Genomic DNA, 21,032 nt, shown 5'->3' on the forward strand with positions numbered 1-21,032 from the left:
ATGAAAAAAGGTTTATTGTATCTGGCGGTCGTTCTTTTTTCTTTATGCACTTTGGGGGCTTGTAAAGAAGAAGATGACACGTATGATGCTTATGCGAACTGGCCGGCTCGGAATGCTGAATATTTTTCCCAAATAGCTGCCGAGGCAAGGGACTCCATTGCGCAAGCCAAAAAACTATATGGTAATCAGTGGGAAGCCTATTGTAATTGGCGTATGTTCAAGTCGACGACGAAGTCCCAAAATATACTTGGGGCGTTGACCGATTCGATTTGCGTGTATATTGAGCAGCAGGGTTCGGGAACGGACAGTCCGACATGGTCCGACACGGTCCGTGTCAATTACCGGGGCTATCTGATGCCTACCCAGAATATGGTGAACGGAGAATGGGTGGAAGAACGTAAGGTGTTCTCCCAGTCTTTCATGGGCGAACTGGATAATCAGATTGCCGTGCCGGCCAAGATGGGAGTTTCGAGTGCCGTGCCCGGATTTGCCACAGCTTTGCAATACATGCACAAAGGTGATGTCTGGTGGGTATATATACCCTCTGAACTGGCTTACGGAAGTCAGTCGGCAGGTTCGGTGCTGCCTTATTCCACGTTGACGTTTTATGCCAATCTGGTAGAATATTACGAACCGGGAGAGGACGTTCCGGACTGGAAATAAGAAGTAACAGGAATATAAATTTTATATGGATATGTGAAAACGAATGGCACGGCAGGTTTGTGACTGTCGTGCCATTTGTTTGGGGTAATGTTGTTCGATTTATTCTACGGGCGTACCGAATGCGGTGAGCTCATAGACACCATCGGCCCAAGCGGCCGGATTATTGTTATGCACATTGATGATTCTCAGTACCGTTAATCTGAGGTATCTGTAAACCGATGAGTCCGTGACGGGGAGTATCTGGAACCCTACTTGCCAGTTGTCCGTTCCGTCTACCAAGGTTTGGAAGTGTTCGCCGTCTACGCTCCCTTCGATTGTGTATTTATATGCCGTTTCCGAACCATTGACCAATTTGGTAGACAAGTTCAGCTCCGATATCTTGGCCTTTTTCTGCATATCTATGGTCAGGACGTACGGGTACGTGCTGCTCTGGAAGTAAACGGAGGAATTCATGTCGGCTCCGTCTGTGATGCAGGATGCCGTATGAGGGTTGGCACCAACCGTGGTGGTAGAGGCCGGTGCGTTCAGCGTGAGATTCCTGCCGTTTTGTACGGGGACGATGCCGTATGAATCATAAAATTCGATATAACGGTAATAATCCATGGAAGCATAGCCTTTGTTGAATTTGGCTACGGAAATCCTCGGGAAGTTCCCGTCTGGGTCTTTGTGGTGGTATTGGGCACCCCAATGGTAACTCCACACGCCGAATGTTTCGTAGTCCGTCCCCCTCCTTTGGATGTTGTTGAACTGTGCCCCGAAAGTAGAGTTGTTACCGATTTCCCGTAATGAAGTCCATACCCCGTCCAGTTTCTCAGCTGAGGCATACATGGCCTGGCTGGGATACCATCCGGATGCTTTGGAGCTGAAGAAATAGTATTCGCCGTCTTTTTTGATGATGGAAGGGGTCTCGCGGTGTTGTCCTTTACATATTGTATTGACTAATGCGACAGGACGAGTCCACGTCTCATCCAATTTGTAGATATTGATATCGCTGTTCATGTTGGTGGCAGAGAGAAGGTAGCCCGTGCCGTCATCGTCTATAAACAAAGCCTGGTCGCGGGAGTCATATCCTAATGGCCGTTCCATGGTACCTACTTCGATTCCGCCTTTCGGGGTAATCTGTGCAAGGAATATCTTGGCGGCAGTATATCCTCCTTGGTCTTCATAATGGGCGGAGAGTACGACCTTGCCAGTCTTTTCATTATAACGGAAACCGATACCTTCGAAGTTTACACCCGGATAGAATGCGATTTCACGTGGTGTGCTCCAACTTCCTTCCTTGCCAGTCTTGGAATAAGATTCAGACAGCAGCCAACCGTCTTTTTCCTGTCCACTTACGTCTTTTTTCTTCCTTTCCAACCTATAAGAGAAATAAAGGTTTCCTATTTTCATTCCGGCGATGCCGCCTTTTCTATTTTTCAGATATTGACCGTTGCGGTTGTCGTATACGTCGCAATCTTGCGAAGGTCTGAAGGGCATGGCCGACTGCGGTTCCGACGTGGCTATCTTTCGGCCCTCTTTGTAGCCTTCTACATGATAGGTGTAATTTTCCCCTAAAGACAACCCGTAATCATCGTAAGTGTCTCCCCGGGTCTCCCCAATCAAGGTGCCGTTTCGGTATATTTTGTACACGTCTGCGTCATTCCTTTGCATCCAGTTGATTTTTACGTTCTTCACTTCGTTTTCGCCGACGAGCTTGAACGGAGTTGCCGTGACAGCCCATGTACTGATGGCAAAGTCGGCCGAGGTCATCTTGCTGGCCCCTTCCGTATTGTAGGCGATGGCGTTCACCCTTGTGGTTTTATTGAGGGTGAACGGAATGGAATACTTTATGCTATTTTTGTCTGGTTCACTGCCGTCAAGCGTATAGTAGATTTCCACCGATGGATCTTTATATTGTAATTCTACGGTTTGGCTTCCCCAAACGTCACCACCCGAAGGTGAAATGAAGGGCGGTTCGACATTGGCACTGACTTGTTCCACGGCAATCAGGCTGATGCTGCCGTTTTCCCATTCCTTTCCGCCGATCTTGTTGCTTTCATAAGTGAAAGTCGCAGGCTGTGCCAGTTTCAGCTCATGGGTGACCCAGACAGGTGGATGAACCCAGTCTTCCGCTATGGTGGTGGAAACCTGTTTGGTGTCGTATATCTTTTGGTTCACTCGGAGATAACTGGTAAAATTAAGCTTGACATTGGGGACATGGGCGACCCACACTTTATATCTTCCCGGTTGGAGGGTCAGTTTATAGGTCAGTCCCTCGTCCTTATCCTTTCCGTCACTCAGGTAAGAGGAAGCCCAGTCGGCTTCGTTCCCGGCTTTGACATATACCTTTTGGTTCTCGTGTTGTTCGCGTTCCACATAACCCCATAAATCGGTTGCGGAGGTATATTTCTGATCCGGTTTGTCGTTGAGCAGGGCTTGTCCGCGCAAAGCTTTGGCAGCCTCGAATATTTGTGAAGATTGTGGGGCGATACGGCCTGCGTCGATTAGGTACACCAGATTTTCCGGCAAAGTCCACACGTAAGCCATAACCGTATCCTTTGTGCCTTTCCGGTTCACTTCGCCTTTTATTTCTGTTTGCTTGAAAGCCGTATTGAACAGGCTTGCATCTGTCTTTTCCCATTTGACAGCCAGTTTGTCCGTCCCGATTTGGATATTTGTGGGCAGCTGCGGCTGTCGGTTAATCACAGTCCCGATGACTATATGTTTGCCATCAGTCTTGCCGGTAGAGGCCATGCCCTGTAAGCTGTTGCCGAGCAAGAATACACCAAGGATATAACCCTTAGTTCGTAATTTGTTTTGTATCATAAGATTGATAATTGATGTTTATAAAATGATTGCAGTTTTTTTTAAAGATAGTAAGTGCGAGGCCATCACGGATACGCACTTACATAACATTAACCTAATTTCAAGTGTTTTTATTGAATAGTTTAAGATGTAGGGTATGCGTATTTGTCCGAATCGAAGTACACTCCGAAGTAGTGCGGTTCTCCTCCGGTGGCGAGATATAAAGGAGTCCCGTCGAAGGTGTTGTTGCCTGAGACGGAAATGAATTTCTGGTCTTGCAGGCTTTGTATGCGATAGAATCCGCCTGTTTGCCGGATAAATTTCCATTTTTGGTTATCGCTGTCTGCTTCTTCGTTGCTCAGGCGTAAGGAACCGAAAGTGTTTGTCAGGAACTTGCCGCTTTTCGTGTCTTTTAACTTGTACACATCAGGAGAGCCTGTGGTCTGGAAGATGAAGTTCAGGTTGATTTCATCATTGTCGTCAGCAATGGTAAAACCATTGGCCGGTTTGGACACTAACCTGTCGGCCTGCTGTTCCAACAAGGCATAGATGTTTCCGGAGACGATTTCCGCAGCCCGTTTGTAGCGGTACATTTTGTCGAAGACGCTTAAATCCCATTGGTCGTACCAACGGACGACAGGAAGTCCCGAACGCATGCTGACAGGCAACCAAACGTGAGTGGAGTGTTCCACGTCGTTGGGGTTCCAACGGTCAGCCATATAGATGAAAGCGTCTTTCCGGCCTTCCACTTTCAACACGTAGCAAGGTTGTGAGCGGTAGCTGACTTGTTTCAGTGGGTCGGTGGCAAAGTTGCCGTGGAGTTTCCATTCTCCCATGATGTCCTTGGCCATGGCTCTCCTTCCGGGGTTGGGATTCCATCCCGTGCAACCGGAGAACAGGCCGTAATATACGTCCTTCCATTTGAAGATGGCTGCAGCTTCACACTTTTCGCCTTTCAGTACTTGAAGGTTTGTCCCCTCCGGTTCCAAATAATCATCGCGCAGGAGGGCAATGTTTGTATTGGAGTTCATAGCCGTAGAGCATATATGGTAGGCTTTTCCATCGTTGTCCACGAACAACGTTTGGTCGCGCGATTCGTTTCCGTTCGGACGGAAGGTCTTATAGAAAGTATAAGGGCCGGTGACACTGTCACTCACGGCCACGCATACCCGTGCGGCTCCGTAGTCGCTGCTCGATTTTTCCCAATGGCTCCACATCACCCATTTTTTGGTCTTCGGGTTGTATATGACCTTCGGGCGTTCAAAAAGGCGGCCTTGCGAGATGTCGTTCAAGTCTTCACGGGGCGTTCCGTCGGCTTTCAGGGCCAGTCCGACGCGCTTCCAGTTATACAGGTCTGTGGAGGCGTAGCAACTGACGCCGTTCGATTCGAATTTCGTGCGATCCTCGCCAAACCAATAGTATGTGCCATTGTGGAACACCACGCAGCCTCCGTGGGCATTGATGGGAGCGTCCTCGGCATCGTTCCATACTTCGCCCGGGTGGAATTGGGTAAGTTGTGCCGTACAGTGGACATGCCATGCCCATAAGCATACGATGGTCAAAAACAGTTTCTTCATGCTTCGTTTGCAGGTTAGTTGATATTCACCGTGATTTCAGGAGATGCCGGTGCGTAGGCTCCTGTGGTGTCGAATGTGAAGTATTCCACTTGAGCGTCCTGATTGGTGAAACCGATTTTGGGGGTATATTGGCGCGATACGCCGGTCAGTTTCACGTTGTCTACTTCCAACGGGCTGCGGTGCTCTCCCCATTTTCCACTTTCCGTTTGGAATACCACACGGATTTGCTTACAATCGGCCGAGGTGGTATAATCCAAGGAATATGTTTCCCATGAATCGCTGGCAATATCCACTTTGACTCTCTTTTCACGGTTCTGCATCTCCTCGATAAACATGCTGCCGGCCAAGGTCCCTTCTTTTTCCCGGATGCCTCCTTTGACCAGTGCCGTAAGTGTATAGGTTTCATTAGGAGCCACGTCTACAATTTGGTTGATGTTGCCGTTGCCCCAACCGTTGGCCCACATGTAGGGCTTGATTTGTGCCACATGATTGTCGACACCTATGGCTTGGTCTATTTCTTCAGGAACGATGAACTGTTGGCTGCACCAATAGTCGTGTATGTCAATGTACCATCCCTCTATGCCCTTAGCCACGTCTTCCGCATTTTTAACCCCGAACACTTCAAATTCACCTTCGAATCCGGGATTCTTTAGCAGGTTTTCCTTGATGTCCCCGTTACCGCTTGCGAATTCGGGCTGCAAACCGTAATCGTGCAGGCGCACCGTGTCCACGGCTATGCCGTCGCGATAGAAGAAGGCGCGGTTGTCCGGCATCACGGCGATGCGGTAAATGTGTGCTTTGCCGTCGTTGTTATAGAACTTTCCACGTCCGCCGGTCACGTTGGTGGAAGGGTTCTTGAACCCGTCGGCTTTGGACGTGGAGTGGCACAATCCGAAGGCCGTAGACGTGACATAGCTTTTGAAACCCTGTCCGTCGGCATTGATGGCAAAGGGATTGAACTCGTTCCCATCGGCAGGAATGGCCACTTTGAATTCTATGGTATATCCGTTTTTAGAGGGTGAAAACTCTTTTTCAAAAGAATCCTGCCCCCCTCCTTTGTAGACGGGTGTGGCAGACAAGTCTTTGACCGGAAGGTCTTTCCCTTCTCCTTTTACATCCACGTAGTAACGCGTGTCACCGCTCCGCAGGATAACCTTGCCGTCAGTTTGCCGTTTGGAGCTTACCAGTTTCACGGTAACAGAGCCTTTACCGTTGGGGGAAATTTCGTGGGGAGAAACTTCAAAACCGTGCGTAGCCGAAACTTGGATGGGCTCATCCGTCCGCAAGTTCTTGGAATCTACGGAAAACGATGCGGTCTCTCCATATCCGTGGATGGTGATGCCCGTCGGAGTTGCCGTCCGGTTCTTTTTCGATTTTGCATTGAGCGTAAGCGGATGACCGTTCATTATGGCCATCCCTATTACGGCTGCTATGACTTTTACATACTTCCTTTTCATTGTCTTCTCTATTTATTTAATGATACATGAACAGTCTGATAAATCGTTATCCTGAAAACGTCTTTTATACCTTGCAAAACCATACCTGTTCTTTCGCTCTTGTTTTATACCGCTGCAAAATTCATGAAAAATAAGAAAACCCAAGGCCGATTTTTGTTCAAAGTAGGCCAAAATTCAATCTAATTCCGGTTCGGGAGAATTATCGTTCAAGAATGGCAAAAATCATTCAGGCCGTCAGGACAGCGGAAAGACCTGTATCCCCGTTTATGTGGGGATTTTTGTGGGACGGGAGCTGTGCTTTTTGGGTGTTCCCAGAAGACGGGAAAACATGCTCTTCACATTTGAAAATCGTTTGGCGCAGATTGAAAAATCGTTCGGCTGAGATTGAAAAATCGTTTGGCGCAGAAAATTTAAGGGGAAAAATGAACGCAGAAATATGGCATGTAGACATATATTTTATTATTTTTGCAACCGAAAAAGCGATTGGGCACCATGAAAAAAAGAAGTATAGTTTTTTCCCTTTTATTTTCATTGTCTGCGGCTTGGGCTTGCGCCGGCCTTTTGGATAAGATTTCAGTGAAACCGTTTCCGTTGTTGGGGCAGTTGCCCTCCAATAAGGTCTATTGCTTGCATCAGGACCGGGAAGGCGTGCTTTGGTTGGGCACTACCGACGGACTGTGCCGTTACGACGGTTACGGGCTTCATGTCTTTCGTTCTTCTCCCATGTACCCGGCATTGTTGCCCCACAACGATATTAAGGATATTGCCGAGACGAAGGACGGAAAACTCCTTATTGGTACGCAAAAAGGGATGTGTGCGTGGGACAAGAAGGCCAATCACTTCATTTCTTTCACAGACTCTTTGTTGACAGACTATGAAATCCGTTCCATCGTGACCGATGACGAGGGGTATATCTGGGTGGGTTCTTATAAGAAACTGGTCCGGGTCAGTCCGGATTTAAAGGAAGTGGAGTCGTTCGATTCCAGCCTTCCGGTCACGAGCGTGAACATGGTCTACAAGGACCATGCCGGTACGATATGGGTAGGCTTTTGGGAAAAAGGCCTGTATCGTTACAATAGGACGATTAACCGCTTTGAGCGTATGCCCCGTTTGGGCAGGACGGACAATCCTTTCCGGCTTTGTCAGGACGAGTCCGGGACGTATTGGCTTTCCACTTGGGGTGAAGGCTTGTTCCGGATGGACTTGGATGCCGGGGCAAATGTCTGTTATGTGGGAGATGTGTTGTCCGGGGCAGAGGATAAGGACATGCAAAACCTGAAATATGCCTTTTGCCTGTATCAGGACAAGCATTGGGGATGTCTGTGGATGCTGGGGTATTACGGGCTGACGGTGGCCCGGGCAGAGAACGGCCGGTTGACCGTCATTCCTTCGGAAAAGTTGGCAGCCCAGACCAATAACCTGTTCAACCGTATTTATGGAGACCGTGACGGCAATATTTGGCTGTCTGCATCGGGGAACGGGGCTTACCAATTGGTATTCAGCGATGCGCAAATCACTAACTTGTCCTTACCCCCGTTGCAGGGTATTACCGGAGGGATAAGCCCTATCGTCCGGGGTGTTTTTAAGGATAATACAGGACTTTTCTGGATCAATTACGACCGGTTGGGGCTTGGGTGGTATAATCCGGCAGATAACTCTTTGTCTTTTTATCGTGACATGGTTCCACCGGAATTCCAGAACGATTTGGGAGATGTGTCGGCATTCTTTTCTCCTTCCTCACGAGAGGACGAGGTATGGGTCGGCGCGAAATTCTTTCATAAGATTTATGTATTTTTAACGCGGGGGGGGGGTAAAATCCTTTACGCTTAAAAAGGTCATAGACTTAAAGGCGGCAGGCGTGGGTGTACCTTTGGCGATGAAGGAGGATACCCACGGCAATGTGTGGATTGTGACCGAATATGGTCTTGCTGTGTGCAACGGTGAAGGGGATATCCAGACGACATTGCGTGTAGACGTTCATGATATTTCGTCAATGGCGATAGACGGTTGGGGGAACCTTTGGTTGGGAACCCGTGGGCATGGGCTTTACCGTGTGGTTCCCGCATACCGGGACGGAAAGGTTGTGGAATGTGCCGTCCGGCATTTCGCGGCACGGGACGGTGGGTTGTTGTCCAATAATGTGGAGGCACTTTGTGCAGATGTGAAGCACCGGAAAGTATGGATTGGCACGATGGAGGGTAACGTGCAGGCTTGGGATGCGCAAACGAATGCCTTCAAGGACTATTCTTCTTTGTTTTATACCTATATCAATGAAACGGTCAACGACATCATGGCAGGCCAGGATGGGCATATATGGATTTCCACCGCCAAGAATGTGTTGGAGTTCAATCCGGACAACGAAGTGGTGAAATCGTATGCCGGGCTTTATAATATGGGAGTGCATTCTTTTGAACGGAATGCCTGTTCCTACCGTGACGGTATGTTTTATTACGGGCGTGACGGCGGCATAACCTGTTTCAAGGGAACTTCCTGGTTAGACGGGACGGCCTCTTCCGTGGATGTGGCGCTTACGGATGTGAAGGTGTCCGGAAAATCAATCTTGGACGGCGACTTCCCGGGAAATTGCCGGATGGATGCCTTGTCGCATCAACTCATATTAGGGGCAGATGCCCATGATATTGAAATTGATTTTTCAACGTTGAATTATTCTTCTCCCCGGCAAATATTGTATGCTTACCGGATTAAGGGCGTGAATAATGACTGGGTGTATACAGGAAACGACCTGCCCCGTGCCTACTATAATAAATTGCCCAAGGGGGAAAATGTCCTCGAACTACGGGCTACCGACAGCGAAGGTCGATGGAGTCCGAACACGGTATCCTATACTATTATACGTCAGCCTGCGTGGTATGAGACGTGGTGGGCCTACACCTTATATATATTGGCTGTGGCTGCGGCCTTGTTGGGATGTTACCGATGGGCCGTTTATCGTGTCAGGCTGCGCAATGAATTGAAAATCGTACAGATAGAAAAGGAGAAGAGTGAGGAACTGACACAAGCCAAGTTGCGTTACTTCACGAACATATCCCACGATTTCCTTACGCCTATCACCATCATATCCTGCCTGATAGATGATATGGCCATGACGTACAAGAACAAGATTCCCCAACTGGACAAGATGAGGAATAGTTTGCGGCAACTGAAACATCTCATCCAACAGGTGTTGGATTTCCGCAAGATTGAGAACGGCAAAATGAAGTTGCAGGTGTCCGAAGGGAATCTTTCTGCCTTTGTGGAAGAACTGTGCCGGATGAATTTCTCCGTGCTGATGGACAAGAAGCACTTGTATTTTGCCGTGCGGGTAGAGCAAGGTGTTGAATCGGCATATTTCGATCGGGACATATTGGAAAAAGTCTTGTATAATCTGTTGTTCAATGCCTATAAATATACTCACGAGGGCGGTGAGGTTTCAGTTTCTCTTTCCGTTATGGAGCATGATGGTGTATGTTCCGCGCTGATTCGGGTCAAGGACACGGGAGTGGGTATTCCCGTGGAGAAACAGCCTTTTGTATTCAACCGGTTCTATACCGCCGCTACCGATGCGGCCATCGAAGCCAACGGCATAGGCCTGTCTTTGGTGAAAGAACTGTTGGAAATCCACCACGCACAGATTTCCTTAAAAAGCAAGGTGGGAGAGGGAACGGAGTTTACAATCCTCTTACCCGTGGACAAGTCAGCCTATTTACCGGAAGAAATTGCTCCCCGCGAGGAAATAACTGCGGCAGAAGAACTTGAGCTGCCGCAGGAAGAGGGTGGAATTACGGGATATGCCGTACTGGAAGAAAAAGGCGGTCAAGGTGAGGTGAATGGAACCATGTTATTGGTGGATGACAATGCCGACCTTTTAGACGTGATGCACCGCGTCTTTATGTGTCGCCATAAGGTCTTGTTGGCACACGATGGGGTGGAAGCCCTGTCTGTCATCGAAGAACATGCCGTGGATGTGGTTATCAGTGATGTGATGATGCCGAATATGGATGGCCTTGAGCTTTGCCGTCGGCTGAAATCCGATATTAATACGAGCCATATACCGGTAATCTTGTTGACGGCAAAAAATGCCCCGGAAGACCGGGTGGAATGTTATAAGGCAGGGTGTGACGGTTACGTGGCCAAACCTTTTGAATTAAGGGTGCTTGAGGCACGGGTGGAAAATTTTCTGGAACATAAACGCAGTGCTCAAAAAGACTTCAGGCAGGAGGGGGAAGTGAAGACGGCCATGTTGAAAATGTCCGCCCTTGACCAAAAGTTTCTGGATAAGGTGATTTCGATTATAGAACATAATATGAAGAAAGGAATCGATGTGGATATAAATACCATTGCACGTGAAGTCGGACTGTCCAAATCTTCCTTTTACCGTAAAATAAAGCTTATTACGGATCTTTCTCCTGTGGAATTTGTGAAAAACATCCGCCTGAAACATGCTTACGAACTTTTGGAGGGCGGGGAAACCTCATTGGATGCCATCGCTTATTCCACCGGATTTTCCGGTGCGAAGTACTTGTCAACCTGTTTTAAGGAACAGTTCGGCATTACTCCCACGGAATTTCTGCGCAAGCGAGGTCTTGTGGATTGATGGCGAAGATGAAAATGGAAAAAGGATTCCACTCGGAATAAGGTTAAAATGGGTTTCATCCCTTTGTATAACCTCTTATCTTGCCTTTGATTCATAGAAAGATTCGGCTGATTTTTAAATGTCAGATTATGAATGTATTATCGTTTATTTTTGAATAAAAAACATCCATGAATGAATGATTATTGTCCTCCGGATTTGAAATTTGGTCTAAAATTGGATGAAGTTGGTTGAAAATAGTCCCGCTTTTTTTTAAGAAGCCTTTAAATTTGTGCCTTGTCAAATTAACTAAAATTATGTATGAAAAACAGGAGAAAGACAATACGTCTAATCATCTATCCGGTTTGTACGGCATGCTGCTTTTCCATGCTTTATGTAGGAAATGTGTATGGCATGAGAAACAAGTATCCCATGTCGTCAGCAGGCTCCGGGGAGCTTGTGTCGGTAGCCAAGAGAGGAAGTCTGAAAAAGGATTCTTTGCGGCAAGATAGTGCCGGTGGGCAGAAAGGATGGTTTTCCCGGTATGAGGCGCAAAAGCGGAACGCGGCGTTAGGTTCGCCTGATTCCGTGGCGATGATGGAGGTGTACCGTTCGCCCTATATTTCCCTTCAGCAAAACCTGAAAGGAAAGGTGGCCGGACTGTATGTACAGGAGCCGAGTGGGGAACCCGGAACGCAGCAAGCCATGTTCTTGCGGGGAACATCCGTCCCTTTGTTTTCTAAAGTGGATGCCATGTCCACTCAGCCGGCCGTATATATAAATGGTGTACCGGTGATAGAGAACCGGGCCTATTCTTATAGTGTGAAGAATAACGACGTGAATCCATTGGGTACGGCGACCAACCTTTTGGCCGGATTGCATTTGGCCAATATCGAGTCGATAGAAGTCGTAAAAGATCCTTATGAGTTGGCAAAATTAGGGCCGTTGGCTGCCAACGGTGCCATTTGGATCGTGACCCGTGACGGATATAAGGGAGGACCCAACGTGACAGTGGATGCCAGTCTGACGGCATCCATGGCTTCGAACGGGGATGTACGGATGACTAACGCGAACGACGAGCGGAATTTCCGTGCCGGATTTTACCCCGAAGGCACGGATTTGGACCGTTATCTTCCTGCTTATTTAAAAGACCGTACCGACCCCATGTTTTTCGGGGCGCCGGGTTGGGCTGAGGATTATTATAACACTCCCCAGTTGCAATATAACGTGAATGCTTCCGTCGGGGGAGGTAAAGGGATTGCCAATTATTTGTTTTCTGTGGGTACGGCAACCAATGAGGGGATGGCCGACAATACGGATTACTCGAAATACAATATCGATTTCTATCTGAACATGATGCCCGTAAAAGGACTGACGGTGAGCACAATCTTGCAAGCCGTTAAGGCATCGCGTTCGCGAAACAAAACCTTGCGTGACCGTTATGCAGAAATGGAGTATTTTCCGTCTTTGGCTACGCCCGTACCTCCGACGACGGAAGGGGCAGGCATCTATGACTCTTATTTGAGTGGTACGGATGACAAGAATGACAACATGGCGATAAACGGAAGCCTATCTCTGAATTATGTGTGGAAGGCTCTAAGGGCTGGCTTGTCCGTAAAATTCGACTATGAGACGGATGTCAGGAATGCGTTTTGGCCTTCTACGATGATGGAGTCCATGAGTTATGTGTCGAATTACTCCGGATACAACCGTCGTTTTATAGGAGACTTCTATTTGGGTTATGATTGGGATATGGAAAACGGCCATCGCCTTTCTTTCGACGTGAACGGCTCCATGGACCAGGACCGTTATCATTATAATTACTCCAAAGGTTATGACGGGGATGACGATAACAAGCATAGTACCAAGGGAGGAGGTTTTGAACTGTTTAATTTCTTGGATCAGGAGGAAGTGCATTTCATGAATTCATCTTTGAACATCGCTTACCGATGGAAGGATTATCTTTCTGCCGGTGTGGTATTACGTTATGACGGTGCGACGACCGTGCAATCCAATCATCGTTGGCTCTTTACTCCGGCAGCTCAGGTTCAATGGAGTATCAAGCATTCTTTATTAGAAAATGTTTCCTGGTTGTCCCGATTGGATTTATATGGTTCATGGGCACGTGTCGGGCGTTATCTTCCTTCCGACCGTTATGGGATGGGGCCGCAATATACATCAGAGAACATCGGTTGGAGCGGTTCTTGGATTCCCAGTTCTTATAACCAATATGCCACGACTACCCGTCCTTATACGTTCGGATGGGTCGGTTTTGGCGTGAAATGGCCTTATGCGGACAAGGCAGAGGTCGGGATGCGTTCCAGTTGGTTGAAAGACCGTCTGACGTTGGACTTTGCTTTTTATTCCAATCGCGACAAGGACTTGTTGGTAAAGGTGCCGGTGGCTCATGAGTTTGGTTATACAGGGCAATATAAACAAGGTATGGAGATTACGAACCGAGGTGTGGAACTGTCTCTTACCGGAAAGTTGATTGAACAGCCTGGTGACGGGTGGCAATGGTCGGTCGGTGCCAATTTTGCTTTCAACCACAATGAATTGTCAGCCCTTCCCGGTGGGCTTCAGCAAACGGAGGTCGACGGACGGTTGTTGAGGGTAGGAGAAGCCGTAGACCGTTTTTATGTCCTGCAGAATGACGGGATTTACCAATCCGATGCAGAAGTCCCGGTGAAAGACGGGAAAAAGATGACGGTAAATGGAGTGGAAATGAAAGCCGGTGACCCGAAATGGGTAGACAGGAATGGTGATAATAAGATAACGGATGAGGACAAAGTCCTGAAAGGCCATTCTTTGCCGAAATACACCGGAGGGTTCTCGACTCAACTGAAGTTTAAACGTTTTGATTTGGGGGCTTCGTTCTTTTTTGCGGCGGGACAGTCGGCCATGAATTACAGGGCCTATCAACAGTATGATTTCACAACCCTTGACAAAGGAGATAATCTGGCAGGTGTGAAGGAAATCTTCTTCTGGCAAAGCGGTAATGTCCCGATGGATTATCCTCGTTACAATGCATTGAGTGAGGTGCATCCTTACCGGGCAGATCAGGATTTGTATTTGGAAAAGGTTTCTTACTTGAAGTTGCGGTCGGTTACCTTGGGGTATTCTGTTCCTACGCCAAAACATGATGTATATGTGTATGTGTCAGGAAACAATCTGTTTACCGTCTCGAAATTCAGTGGCGACGATCCTGAGTTAGTGGATTTCGATGGATATTATAGAGGTTACGGTATGGGCATACCGCGTTCTGTGACGTTGGGTGTCCGTTGTAGTTTTTAACCATTCAAGGAAAACAAATGAAAAAAATAGTTTTATACATGAGAGAACTCTTATGGGGAATATGTGCGTTGGTGGTTGTTTCCGGAATGTCCGCATGTTCGGATTTCCTTGAGAACGAGTCGCATCACACGTTGCCCGATGAGCATAATTGGAATACGTTGGAGGATGCCCGTGCCGGATTAATGGGTATGTATGGTTTGATGCGCGCGGCATTAGCTGATAATAACACCCATTGGGCTTGCGGAGAGTTGCGCAGCGGTGATTTTACGGCATACGGAAGAGCTGATTTGGATGCCATCATTCATAATGATTTGAACCGTAATATTCCCATGATAGATGAAATTTCGGATTGGCGGAGGTTTTATGCCGTGGTCAATGCGGCTTCCGTATTTATAGAAAATGTAGGAAACGTGTTAGGACAGGACAAAGCCTATTCCGAACAGACTTTGAAGTGGGATGTGGCGCAAGCACATGCCTTGCGCGGACTGGCCTATTTTTATATGGTACGGATTTGGGGGGATGTCCCTTTGGTCACTTATTCTTACGACAATGGCTCTTTTCCGAAAATCGGCCGTTCTTCTTCTGCCAAGGTCTTGCAATATGCCAAGAATGAGCTGTTGGCAGCAGCTGCCGAACTTCCGTTCGAGTTCGGTTCGAGCAATAATAAGTATTATTGGCAAGACCCTACCTTTTGGAGAGGCAAATTGCTCAATAAACTTTCGGTCTATGCCATTCTGGCCCATTTGTCGGCTTGGGAAGGGAACTATGCCGATACAGAGGCTTATGCCACTTACGTATTGGAAAACTATGAGGCGATAGGCATGACCGGGTCGTTACAGAATATTTTGGAAGTGGATAATATTGTGGATACGAAAGGTCTTTTCAACGCTTCGTATATTACTTATGCACCTTACCGTTTAGTGGCTTTTAATTTTATGGATAATAAAGATGTGACACAGAGCGGGCATTTGGAACAATGGACCTTGTGCGAACCTTACATCCGGAAGGTACATCCTGACTTATATGTAACGAAGGACTCTCTTTTCCGTATATATGACGATTGGAAAGACTTACGTTTTGGCATAGACACGGTTGCCGGATCGAAATACCGTTCGGCTTATATTGATATGACTTATGCAAAGCCCGTTTTCAGGAAGATTAATGTGGTGCAGAATGGAGCCGGTAAGGATGGCGATTTTGCGGTATTCGGTTCTTCCATCCTTTTGTCCCGTATGGAGGATATGCTGTTGTTGCGCGCGGAGGCTTTGGCGGTTTTGAACCGGGTGGATGATGCTGTGGAACAACTGAACCTGTTACGGGTAAAGCGTGGGCTTTCTCAAGTGTCGTTCAAGAAAAATTTCGGGGAGGACGTGAACAAGCTGATAGACAATATCTTTGCAGAACGTCGTCGGGAACTGATAGGTGAAGGGCACCGTTGGTATGATTTGATTCGTCGGCAGCGTATTCTTCAGGATGACCCGGATTTTTTAGCAAGGATGGAGAATGGAGGCATTTACTGGCCGGTATCCGAAGAGGTTATCCGGCAGAATAATTTGATTCGGCAAAATGAATATTGGAATAATTAAATTTATGGTACCATGAGACTGTTTGTTTTTAATGTATTGGTATTTGGAGCTTTGATGCTCGGATGGGTTTCTTGTCAGGAGTATGAGTCTGGCACTTATCCCTTGGAAGAATCCACGGTGCGTTATGAGGGAACGTTGTATGATTATCTTGCGGATAAGGCGGCTCATCCTGATGTAACATATGATTCTTTGCTTTTTCTGGCAGGGCGCCTTCCTGGATTGAAAGATTCATTGCAGAAACGTAAAGAGGTAACTTTATTTGCTGTAACGGACCAATCGTTCAGATTGGCATTCGACGGTCTGAACCGGTATCGTGAAGCTTATGGGAAAGGCAAGCATTTGGGGTTGGAAGATTTGTTGATAGAACCTTTTACCGTGGTGGATACGATTGTGCACCAAGTGTCCACTGAAGATAACGATACTATTTATATTACGCGGCATTATGATTATCGCCACCAATTGGATTCCATGTTGTACTGTTACCTGTTTGATGGACGGTATTCCATGGAGGATGTGTTGAACGTAGGTGCAACGGAAGTGCCCTGTATGTCGTATGGCCATTTGATGCGTATGGAAGTAGGCCGGGGAGCGGCTTCCGGTGCGGAAGAGGTCGGGACACGTTATATGCGTCTGATAGAAACGTGGGATTCCAAAGTTACATCGACTTGGGTGAAGGCCGAAGTGGAATCGTTTGATATCATGGCAAATAATGGCTGTGTTCATGTGTTGTCGGACGGCCATGAGTTTGGTTTTAATGGAATGGAACAATTATTTTATAATTATGGGAATGAAAAGACAAAGAAATAATATATGCGCTTGGTGGGCAGTGGCTATGGGAGGCTGCGTGTTGCAGTCTTGTGTGGATAACTTCTTGCCGGAGAGTCTGGACTCTTTTGACAAGGATGCTGCCTTTACGCAAACGATGTACCGTCCCGTATTAGGGCGTGACAATGTGGCATCCGACAATTTCAGTGCAGGGAATTCCACTCAGCCTCTTACATTTACGATTTCCAGGGTGGTACGCCACGATGGTAGCGAGGCTCCGGAATTGACGGATGAGTTCCCTGTGAGGGTGTGGAAATCCCCTTATTTGGGAACCGAAACTTCATTGGAGGAGATTGAGGCGAAAAGAGGATATGAGAATCGTAGCCTGTTGCAGGTGCGTAAGCATTCTGGAGAAGTCATATTATGGGCCAATGCACGTTCGTCGTTCGTCAAATGCGATCCGGATTCCGGTTACATATTTGACATCCGTGCGGTAAATTCCGGTGGTTGGAAAGAATATACGGGTTTCCGTTTAATACCCAAACGTGAACGGGATTATGAACCGACGAACATGGATGAACTGACGGGAGTCATCACGGAGGACTTTGTACATCCTCTTTCAGTGCAAGGAATGTATAAGGAGGGTACAAGTGGTTTCTTCGGTGTGATGAATGAAGAAGACATCAAGGTCTATTTTCGCGAAAATCTGGAGAATACGTCTAAGGACAATACGTTGACTTTTCGTTTCATGACAAAGGATTACGAACCGATTTCTCCCCGGAAATTCTCTAAGACAGATTGGACGAATTTGCTTCATGGCTTCGATATGGAAATGACGGACGATTATGTACGTTACAAGGTGGCGTATCCGATTCCTTTGAATGAATTGCCAACTCGTTATACGAATAAAGAAGGTGACAAGGCCCATGTGGTTTTTGCTTATGACCGATTGATGAGAGGAACTTATCGTGTAAGGGCATCCATGGCCTTTGATTTTGCCATTTATAAAGAAGGACATTGGGATATCATCTTTGTGTTTTCTGGGGGTAATCCTGAGTTCAGGGATAATTATTAATCTTATAATGAAGTTGAAAAATGAAGAAACTAAATATCATGGCTTTGATTTGCCTGTTTTCCTTATTCGTGAACCGGGTTTACGGGCAGGTCGTGGAGGTTTCCGGACATGTATACGAGAGGTTGGCCGAGAGTAGTGAACCTATTCCCGGCGTGACGGTCATGGTCCGTGGTGAAAAGGGCGAGAAGGGAAATGGTGCATTAACCAAAATGGACGGAAGCTTCAGGTTGAAGGCAGACCGTAATGCTACTCTAATATTTTCTTATATGGGTTTCCGGACGGTGGAAATGAAAGTGGCGAAAGCCAAAAAGGACATGGACGTATTTATGGAAGAGAGCGTGAATGCGATGGACGAGACGGTGGTGGTGGCTTACCAGTCACAGAGTCGGGCTGACGTGGGAGCTTCCGTAACGGTCGTGAATACAAAAGATTTGCCACCGGCTCCGGTTTCCAATGTCATGGAGCTGCTGCAAGGGCGGGTAGCCGGTTTGAACGTACAGCAGAACAATGGCGCGCCAGGTTCAATCGGAACTTATACCATCCGGGGTATATCTGATATTTCAATTCAGGGTGTAGGTGAAGGAGATGACCAACAATATATTTTGGGTTCTTCCGCTCCCCTATTTGTTATTGATGGAATTCCGCAAGAAGATGTAGGTGATTTTGATGCTAATGGATTATTGTCAGGTTCTGGGGTCAGCCCGTTGTCAAGTCTGTCTTTCGAGGATATAGAGGACATAACAGTATTGAAGGACGCGGCAGCCACGGCACAGTATGGCTCACGTGGTGCATACGGTGTGATTTTGATTCGCACCAAACGTGGAAATTCAGCCAAACCCCAGATTGATTTTTCAATGGATATGAAAGTGAATATTCCTCCGCGTCTTCGGGATGTGTTGGTGGGACGGGCAGAACGAATGTCCCGTATCGACCAAATTCTACAAAACGACACGTCGCGTTGGAATGGTTATTATGATGTGAACGGGAATCAGGCTTTGACAGACAGTTTGAATCCTTATTACAATAACAATACGGACTGGCAGGGGAATTATTATCGTCGCACGGTAAACCAGACCTACAACTTGTCGGTAAAAGGTGGAAGTACGAAATTCAATTATAAGATAAACGGAAACTATTATTCGGAAGAAGGTATCATTACCAATACGGACTTCAACCGTTACGGAATCCGTACCAATATGGGATATGCGCCGACAGAGAAGTTCAATTTGTATGTCGGGGTCAATGCCACGTTGGGTATTACGGGATCTGGAAGTGGAAACGCGCTGCAGCAGACCGGTGTGGCCAGTGGAGCTTCTGCTTCTTCCTTGCTGCCTCCTCCGTCCATATATAGTGCTTCGAATGCAGCTTTGGGAGCCTTGATGGTGGAACAAAATACGACAAGTGTTTCGTACGATGCCAATATAAACATGAATTATCAGTTGCCGTGGAATATCCGGTGGAATGTTACGGCCGGGTATATTTATAACAATACGGAAAATGAGAAGTTCACTCCCGGTATGTTGAACAGCAATCAAGCACAACTTTACGGATTGAGCAAATATAGCGACAGGCTTTATGGGCGTACCAGTTTGTCTTATTCCGGTTCGACGGGGATTCTTAAATACGGCCTCACCGTGACGGGAGAAATCAGTTCCAATAGAAGTAACGGGAATGAAATCAGACAGACCGGACTGGTCAATGATTATTTATGGGGGCCGCTTGGTTATGCTTCTTCATGGGCAGAGGCTGTGACTTCGGAGGAAGATAATACCGTGTCTTTCAATATTGCTCCGACTATAGGATTTAAAAATCCCACAGGAGGAAAAGATAAGTATGTGATTACGCCGACCATACGTCCTGAAGCCAATTCAGCTTACGGCCGGGGCGTGAAATGGGTCGTCAATCCCGGTGTGAGCGTGCGTTGGAACTTCGATGAGGAGAAATTCTTTAAAAAACTGAATTGGAATTGGGTGGATTATTCTGCCATCCGGGCATCATGGGGTAGGGTAGTCAAATATAAGGCTACGAAATATGACGTGTGGGGAAACTACTTGTTAGGAAGCGATACTTATAATGGTAATACCGTGATTCCCATTGATTTCAAGAATATGCCGAATAATAATATAGACCCGATTACAACAACGCAATGGAATGTGGGTTTGGATTTCGGATTATGGAACAATCGTTTGTCTTTTCAGGGAGATTGGTATTATAAGCAAGTGGACAATCAGTTGAGTTCGATTGAACTGGCCGACCATAACGGTTTTGATATGGTGCCTACTACTGAGGTGAGTTTGGTCAATTATGGTATGGAGTTGGCTTTGGTGGTTCGTCCTTTCCGTCCTAAAAGCAACTGGAGCATGGACATCATGACGAACTTTACGATTAATCGGGACGTGATGACAAAGTTGCCGGACGAAGCCCGTATGATTATCAATTCTAACGCGGAGGTTGTGAATAAGTTGGGTTCGAATGCCATGTCTAATTTCTTATACGTATATAAAGGTGTGTATGCCACAGACGAAGATGTGCCGGTCGATCCTGCCACGGGACTTCGTTTGAGAGTCGGAGGTGAAGGTGTTTCGGCCGACAATCCGAATGCGTATTTCAAGGCTGGTGATCCTATTTGGGCTGATTTGAACGGGGATTATGTGATAGATGAGAAAGATAAAGCGATTGTCGGCAATTCCCAACCGCGTGTTATCGGAGGTCTTTCTTTGAATCTGCGTTACAAGAATCTGGCTCTGTTTACCAGTTGCTCGTTCACGCTTCGTCGTGACATTGTAAATCAGGTATTGGCTAATAATTTCGCATCTTTGAATGACCCGAATATAGAAGGTCGGGATGGGATGTATAAGAATGCGGCACTGACTCCTATCAGTGCGTATGATTTTTGGACTCCGACCAATACGCATGCGGATTATCCCAATCCATACGATTACCAGCACAGTAGCGTGATAAAGCCGTTCCGTGCCGACCAGACATTGTTTTTGGAAGATGGTTCGTATTTTAAGATTAATGCCATAACCTTATCTTACACGTTGCCTAAGAAGTGGACGGACTTTATCCGCATCCGCCATGCCAGCATCCGGATGAGTTTGAACAACCTTTACACTTTTACGAAATATTCAGGAATCAATCCGGAGAATGTAAGTTCTATCGGTTGGGACCAGTCGGGAGGTTATCCCAATGCCCGGACTTTCTCCATGGGTTTGACTATCGGTTTATGATAATGAATAAAAATGAATATGAGACGAT

12 protein-coding genes are annotated in these 21,032 nt (G+C 47.0%); 9 read left to right on the forward strand and 3 right to left on the reverse strand.

What is annotated here, in order from left to right; translation table 11 throughout:
• On the forward strand, positions 1-663 hold the full coding sequence (locus E0E47_RS13260; RefSeq protein WP_130893939.1) for a BamJ family beta-barrel-assembly machinery protein: 663 nt from the start codon (positions 1-3) through the stop codon (positions 661-663).
• Positions 664-762: 99 nt separating this feature from the next.
• Here E0E47_RS13260 and E0E47_RS17815 read toward each other — a convergent pair whose 3' ends face one another.
• The 3 genes from E0E47_RS17815 to E0E47_RS13275 all read right to left on the reverse strand — a co-directional run bounded on the left by E0E47_RS17815 (position 763) and on the right by E0E47_RS13275 (position 6,484).
• Complete coding sequence (locus E0E47_RS17815; RefSeq protein WP_130893940.1) at positions 763-3,471, reverse strand: FN3 associated domain-containing protein; 2,709 nt, start codon at positions 3,469-3,471, stop codon at positions 763-765.
• A gap of 122 nt (positions 3,472-3,593) precedes the next feature.
• Entirely contained in the window at positions 3,594-5,027 is a 1,434-nt protein-coding gene (locus E0E47_RS13270) for a family 43 glycosylhydrolase (protein ID WP_008625877.1), read from the reverse strand.
• 14 nt (positions 5,028-5,041) lie between these two features.
• Positions 5,042-6,484 carry a carbohydrate-binding protein gene (locus E0E47_RS13275; RefSeq protein ID WP_130893941.1) on the reverse strand — a complete coding sequence of 481 codons (1,443 nt, stop codon included), beginning with the start codon at positions 6,482-6,484 and terminating at the stop codon, positions 5,042-5,044.
• Positions 6,485-6,696: 212 nt separating this feature from the next.
• On the opposite strand from E0E47_RS13275, the gene E0E47_RS17380 reads away from it, so the two are divergent.
• From E0E47_RS17380 to E0E47_RS13310, 8 genes are all read left to right on the forward strand, one after another.
• On the forward strand, positions 6,697-7,053 hold the full coding sequence (locus E0E47_RS17380; protein ID WP_008625875.1) for a hypothetical protein: 357 nt from the start codon (positions 6,697-6,699) through the stop codon (positions 7,051-7,053).
• Positions 7,054-7,060: 7 nt separating this feature from the next.
• Positions 7,061-8,314, forward strand: a complete 1,254-nt coding sequence (locus E0E47_RS17670; RefSeq protein WP_232038441.1) for a ligand-binding sensor domain-containing protein — start codon at positions 7,061-7,063, stop codon at positions 8,312-8,314.
• A 28-nt stretch (positions 8,315-8,342) separates the two neighbouring features.
• Positions 8,343-11,078: a hybrid sensor histidine kinase/response regulator transcription factor gene (locus E0E47_RS13285; protein WP_232038442.1), complete on the forward strand. Its 2,736-nt coding sequence runs from the start codon at positions 8,343-8,345 to the stop codon at positions 11,076-11,078.
• Between the two features lie 297 nt (positions 11,079-11,375).
• On the forward strand, positions 11,376-14,348 hold the full coding sequence (locus tag E0E47_RS13290) for a SusC/RagA family TonB-linked outer membrane protein (RefSeq protein ID WP_232038443.1): 2,973 nt from the start codon (positions 11,376-11,378) through the stop codon (positions 14,346-14,348).
• A 17-nt stretch (positions 14,349-14,365) separates the two neighbouring features.
• On the forward strand, positions 14,366-15,934 hold the full coding sequence (locus E0E47_RS13295) for a RagB/SusD family nutrient uptake outer membrane protein (RefSeq protein WP_130893943.1): 1,569 nt from the start codon (positions 14,366-14,368) through the stop codon (positions 15,932-15,934).
• Between the two features lie 12 nt (positions 15,935-15,946).
• Positions 15,947-16,741: a hypothetical protein gene (locus E0E47_RS13300; RefSeq protein ID WP_130893944.1), complete on the forward strand. Its 795-nt coding sequence runs from the start codon at positions 15,947-15,949 to the stop codon at positions 16,739-16,741.
• Positions 16,722-17,774: a DUF5007 domain-containing protein gene (locus tag E0E47_RS13305; RefSeq protein ID WP_232038444.1), complete on the forward strand. Its 1,053-nt coding sequence runs from the start codon at positions 16,722-16,724 to the stop codon at positions 17,772-17,774. Before E0E47_RS13300 ends, E0E47_RS13305 begins: the two co-directional genes overlap by 20 nt.
• Before the next feature lie 20 nt (positions 17,775-17,794).
• Positions 17,795-21,004, forward strand: coding sequence for a SusC/RagA family TonB-linked outer membrane protein (locus E0E47_RS13310; protein WP_130893946.1), 3,210 nt, complete (start codon positions 17,795-17,797; stop codon positions 21,002-21,004).
• The last annotated feature ends 28 nt before the right edge of the window (positions 21,005-21,032 follow it).

It is taken from the genome of Paraprevotella xylaniphila YIT 11841 (assembly GCF_900683745.1).
Taxonomy (GTDB): Bacteria; Bacteroidota; Bacteroidia; order Bacteroidales; family Bacteroidaceae; genus Paraprevotella; species Paraprevotella xylaniphila.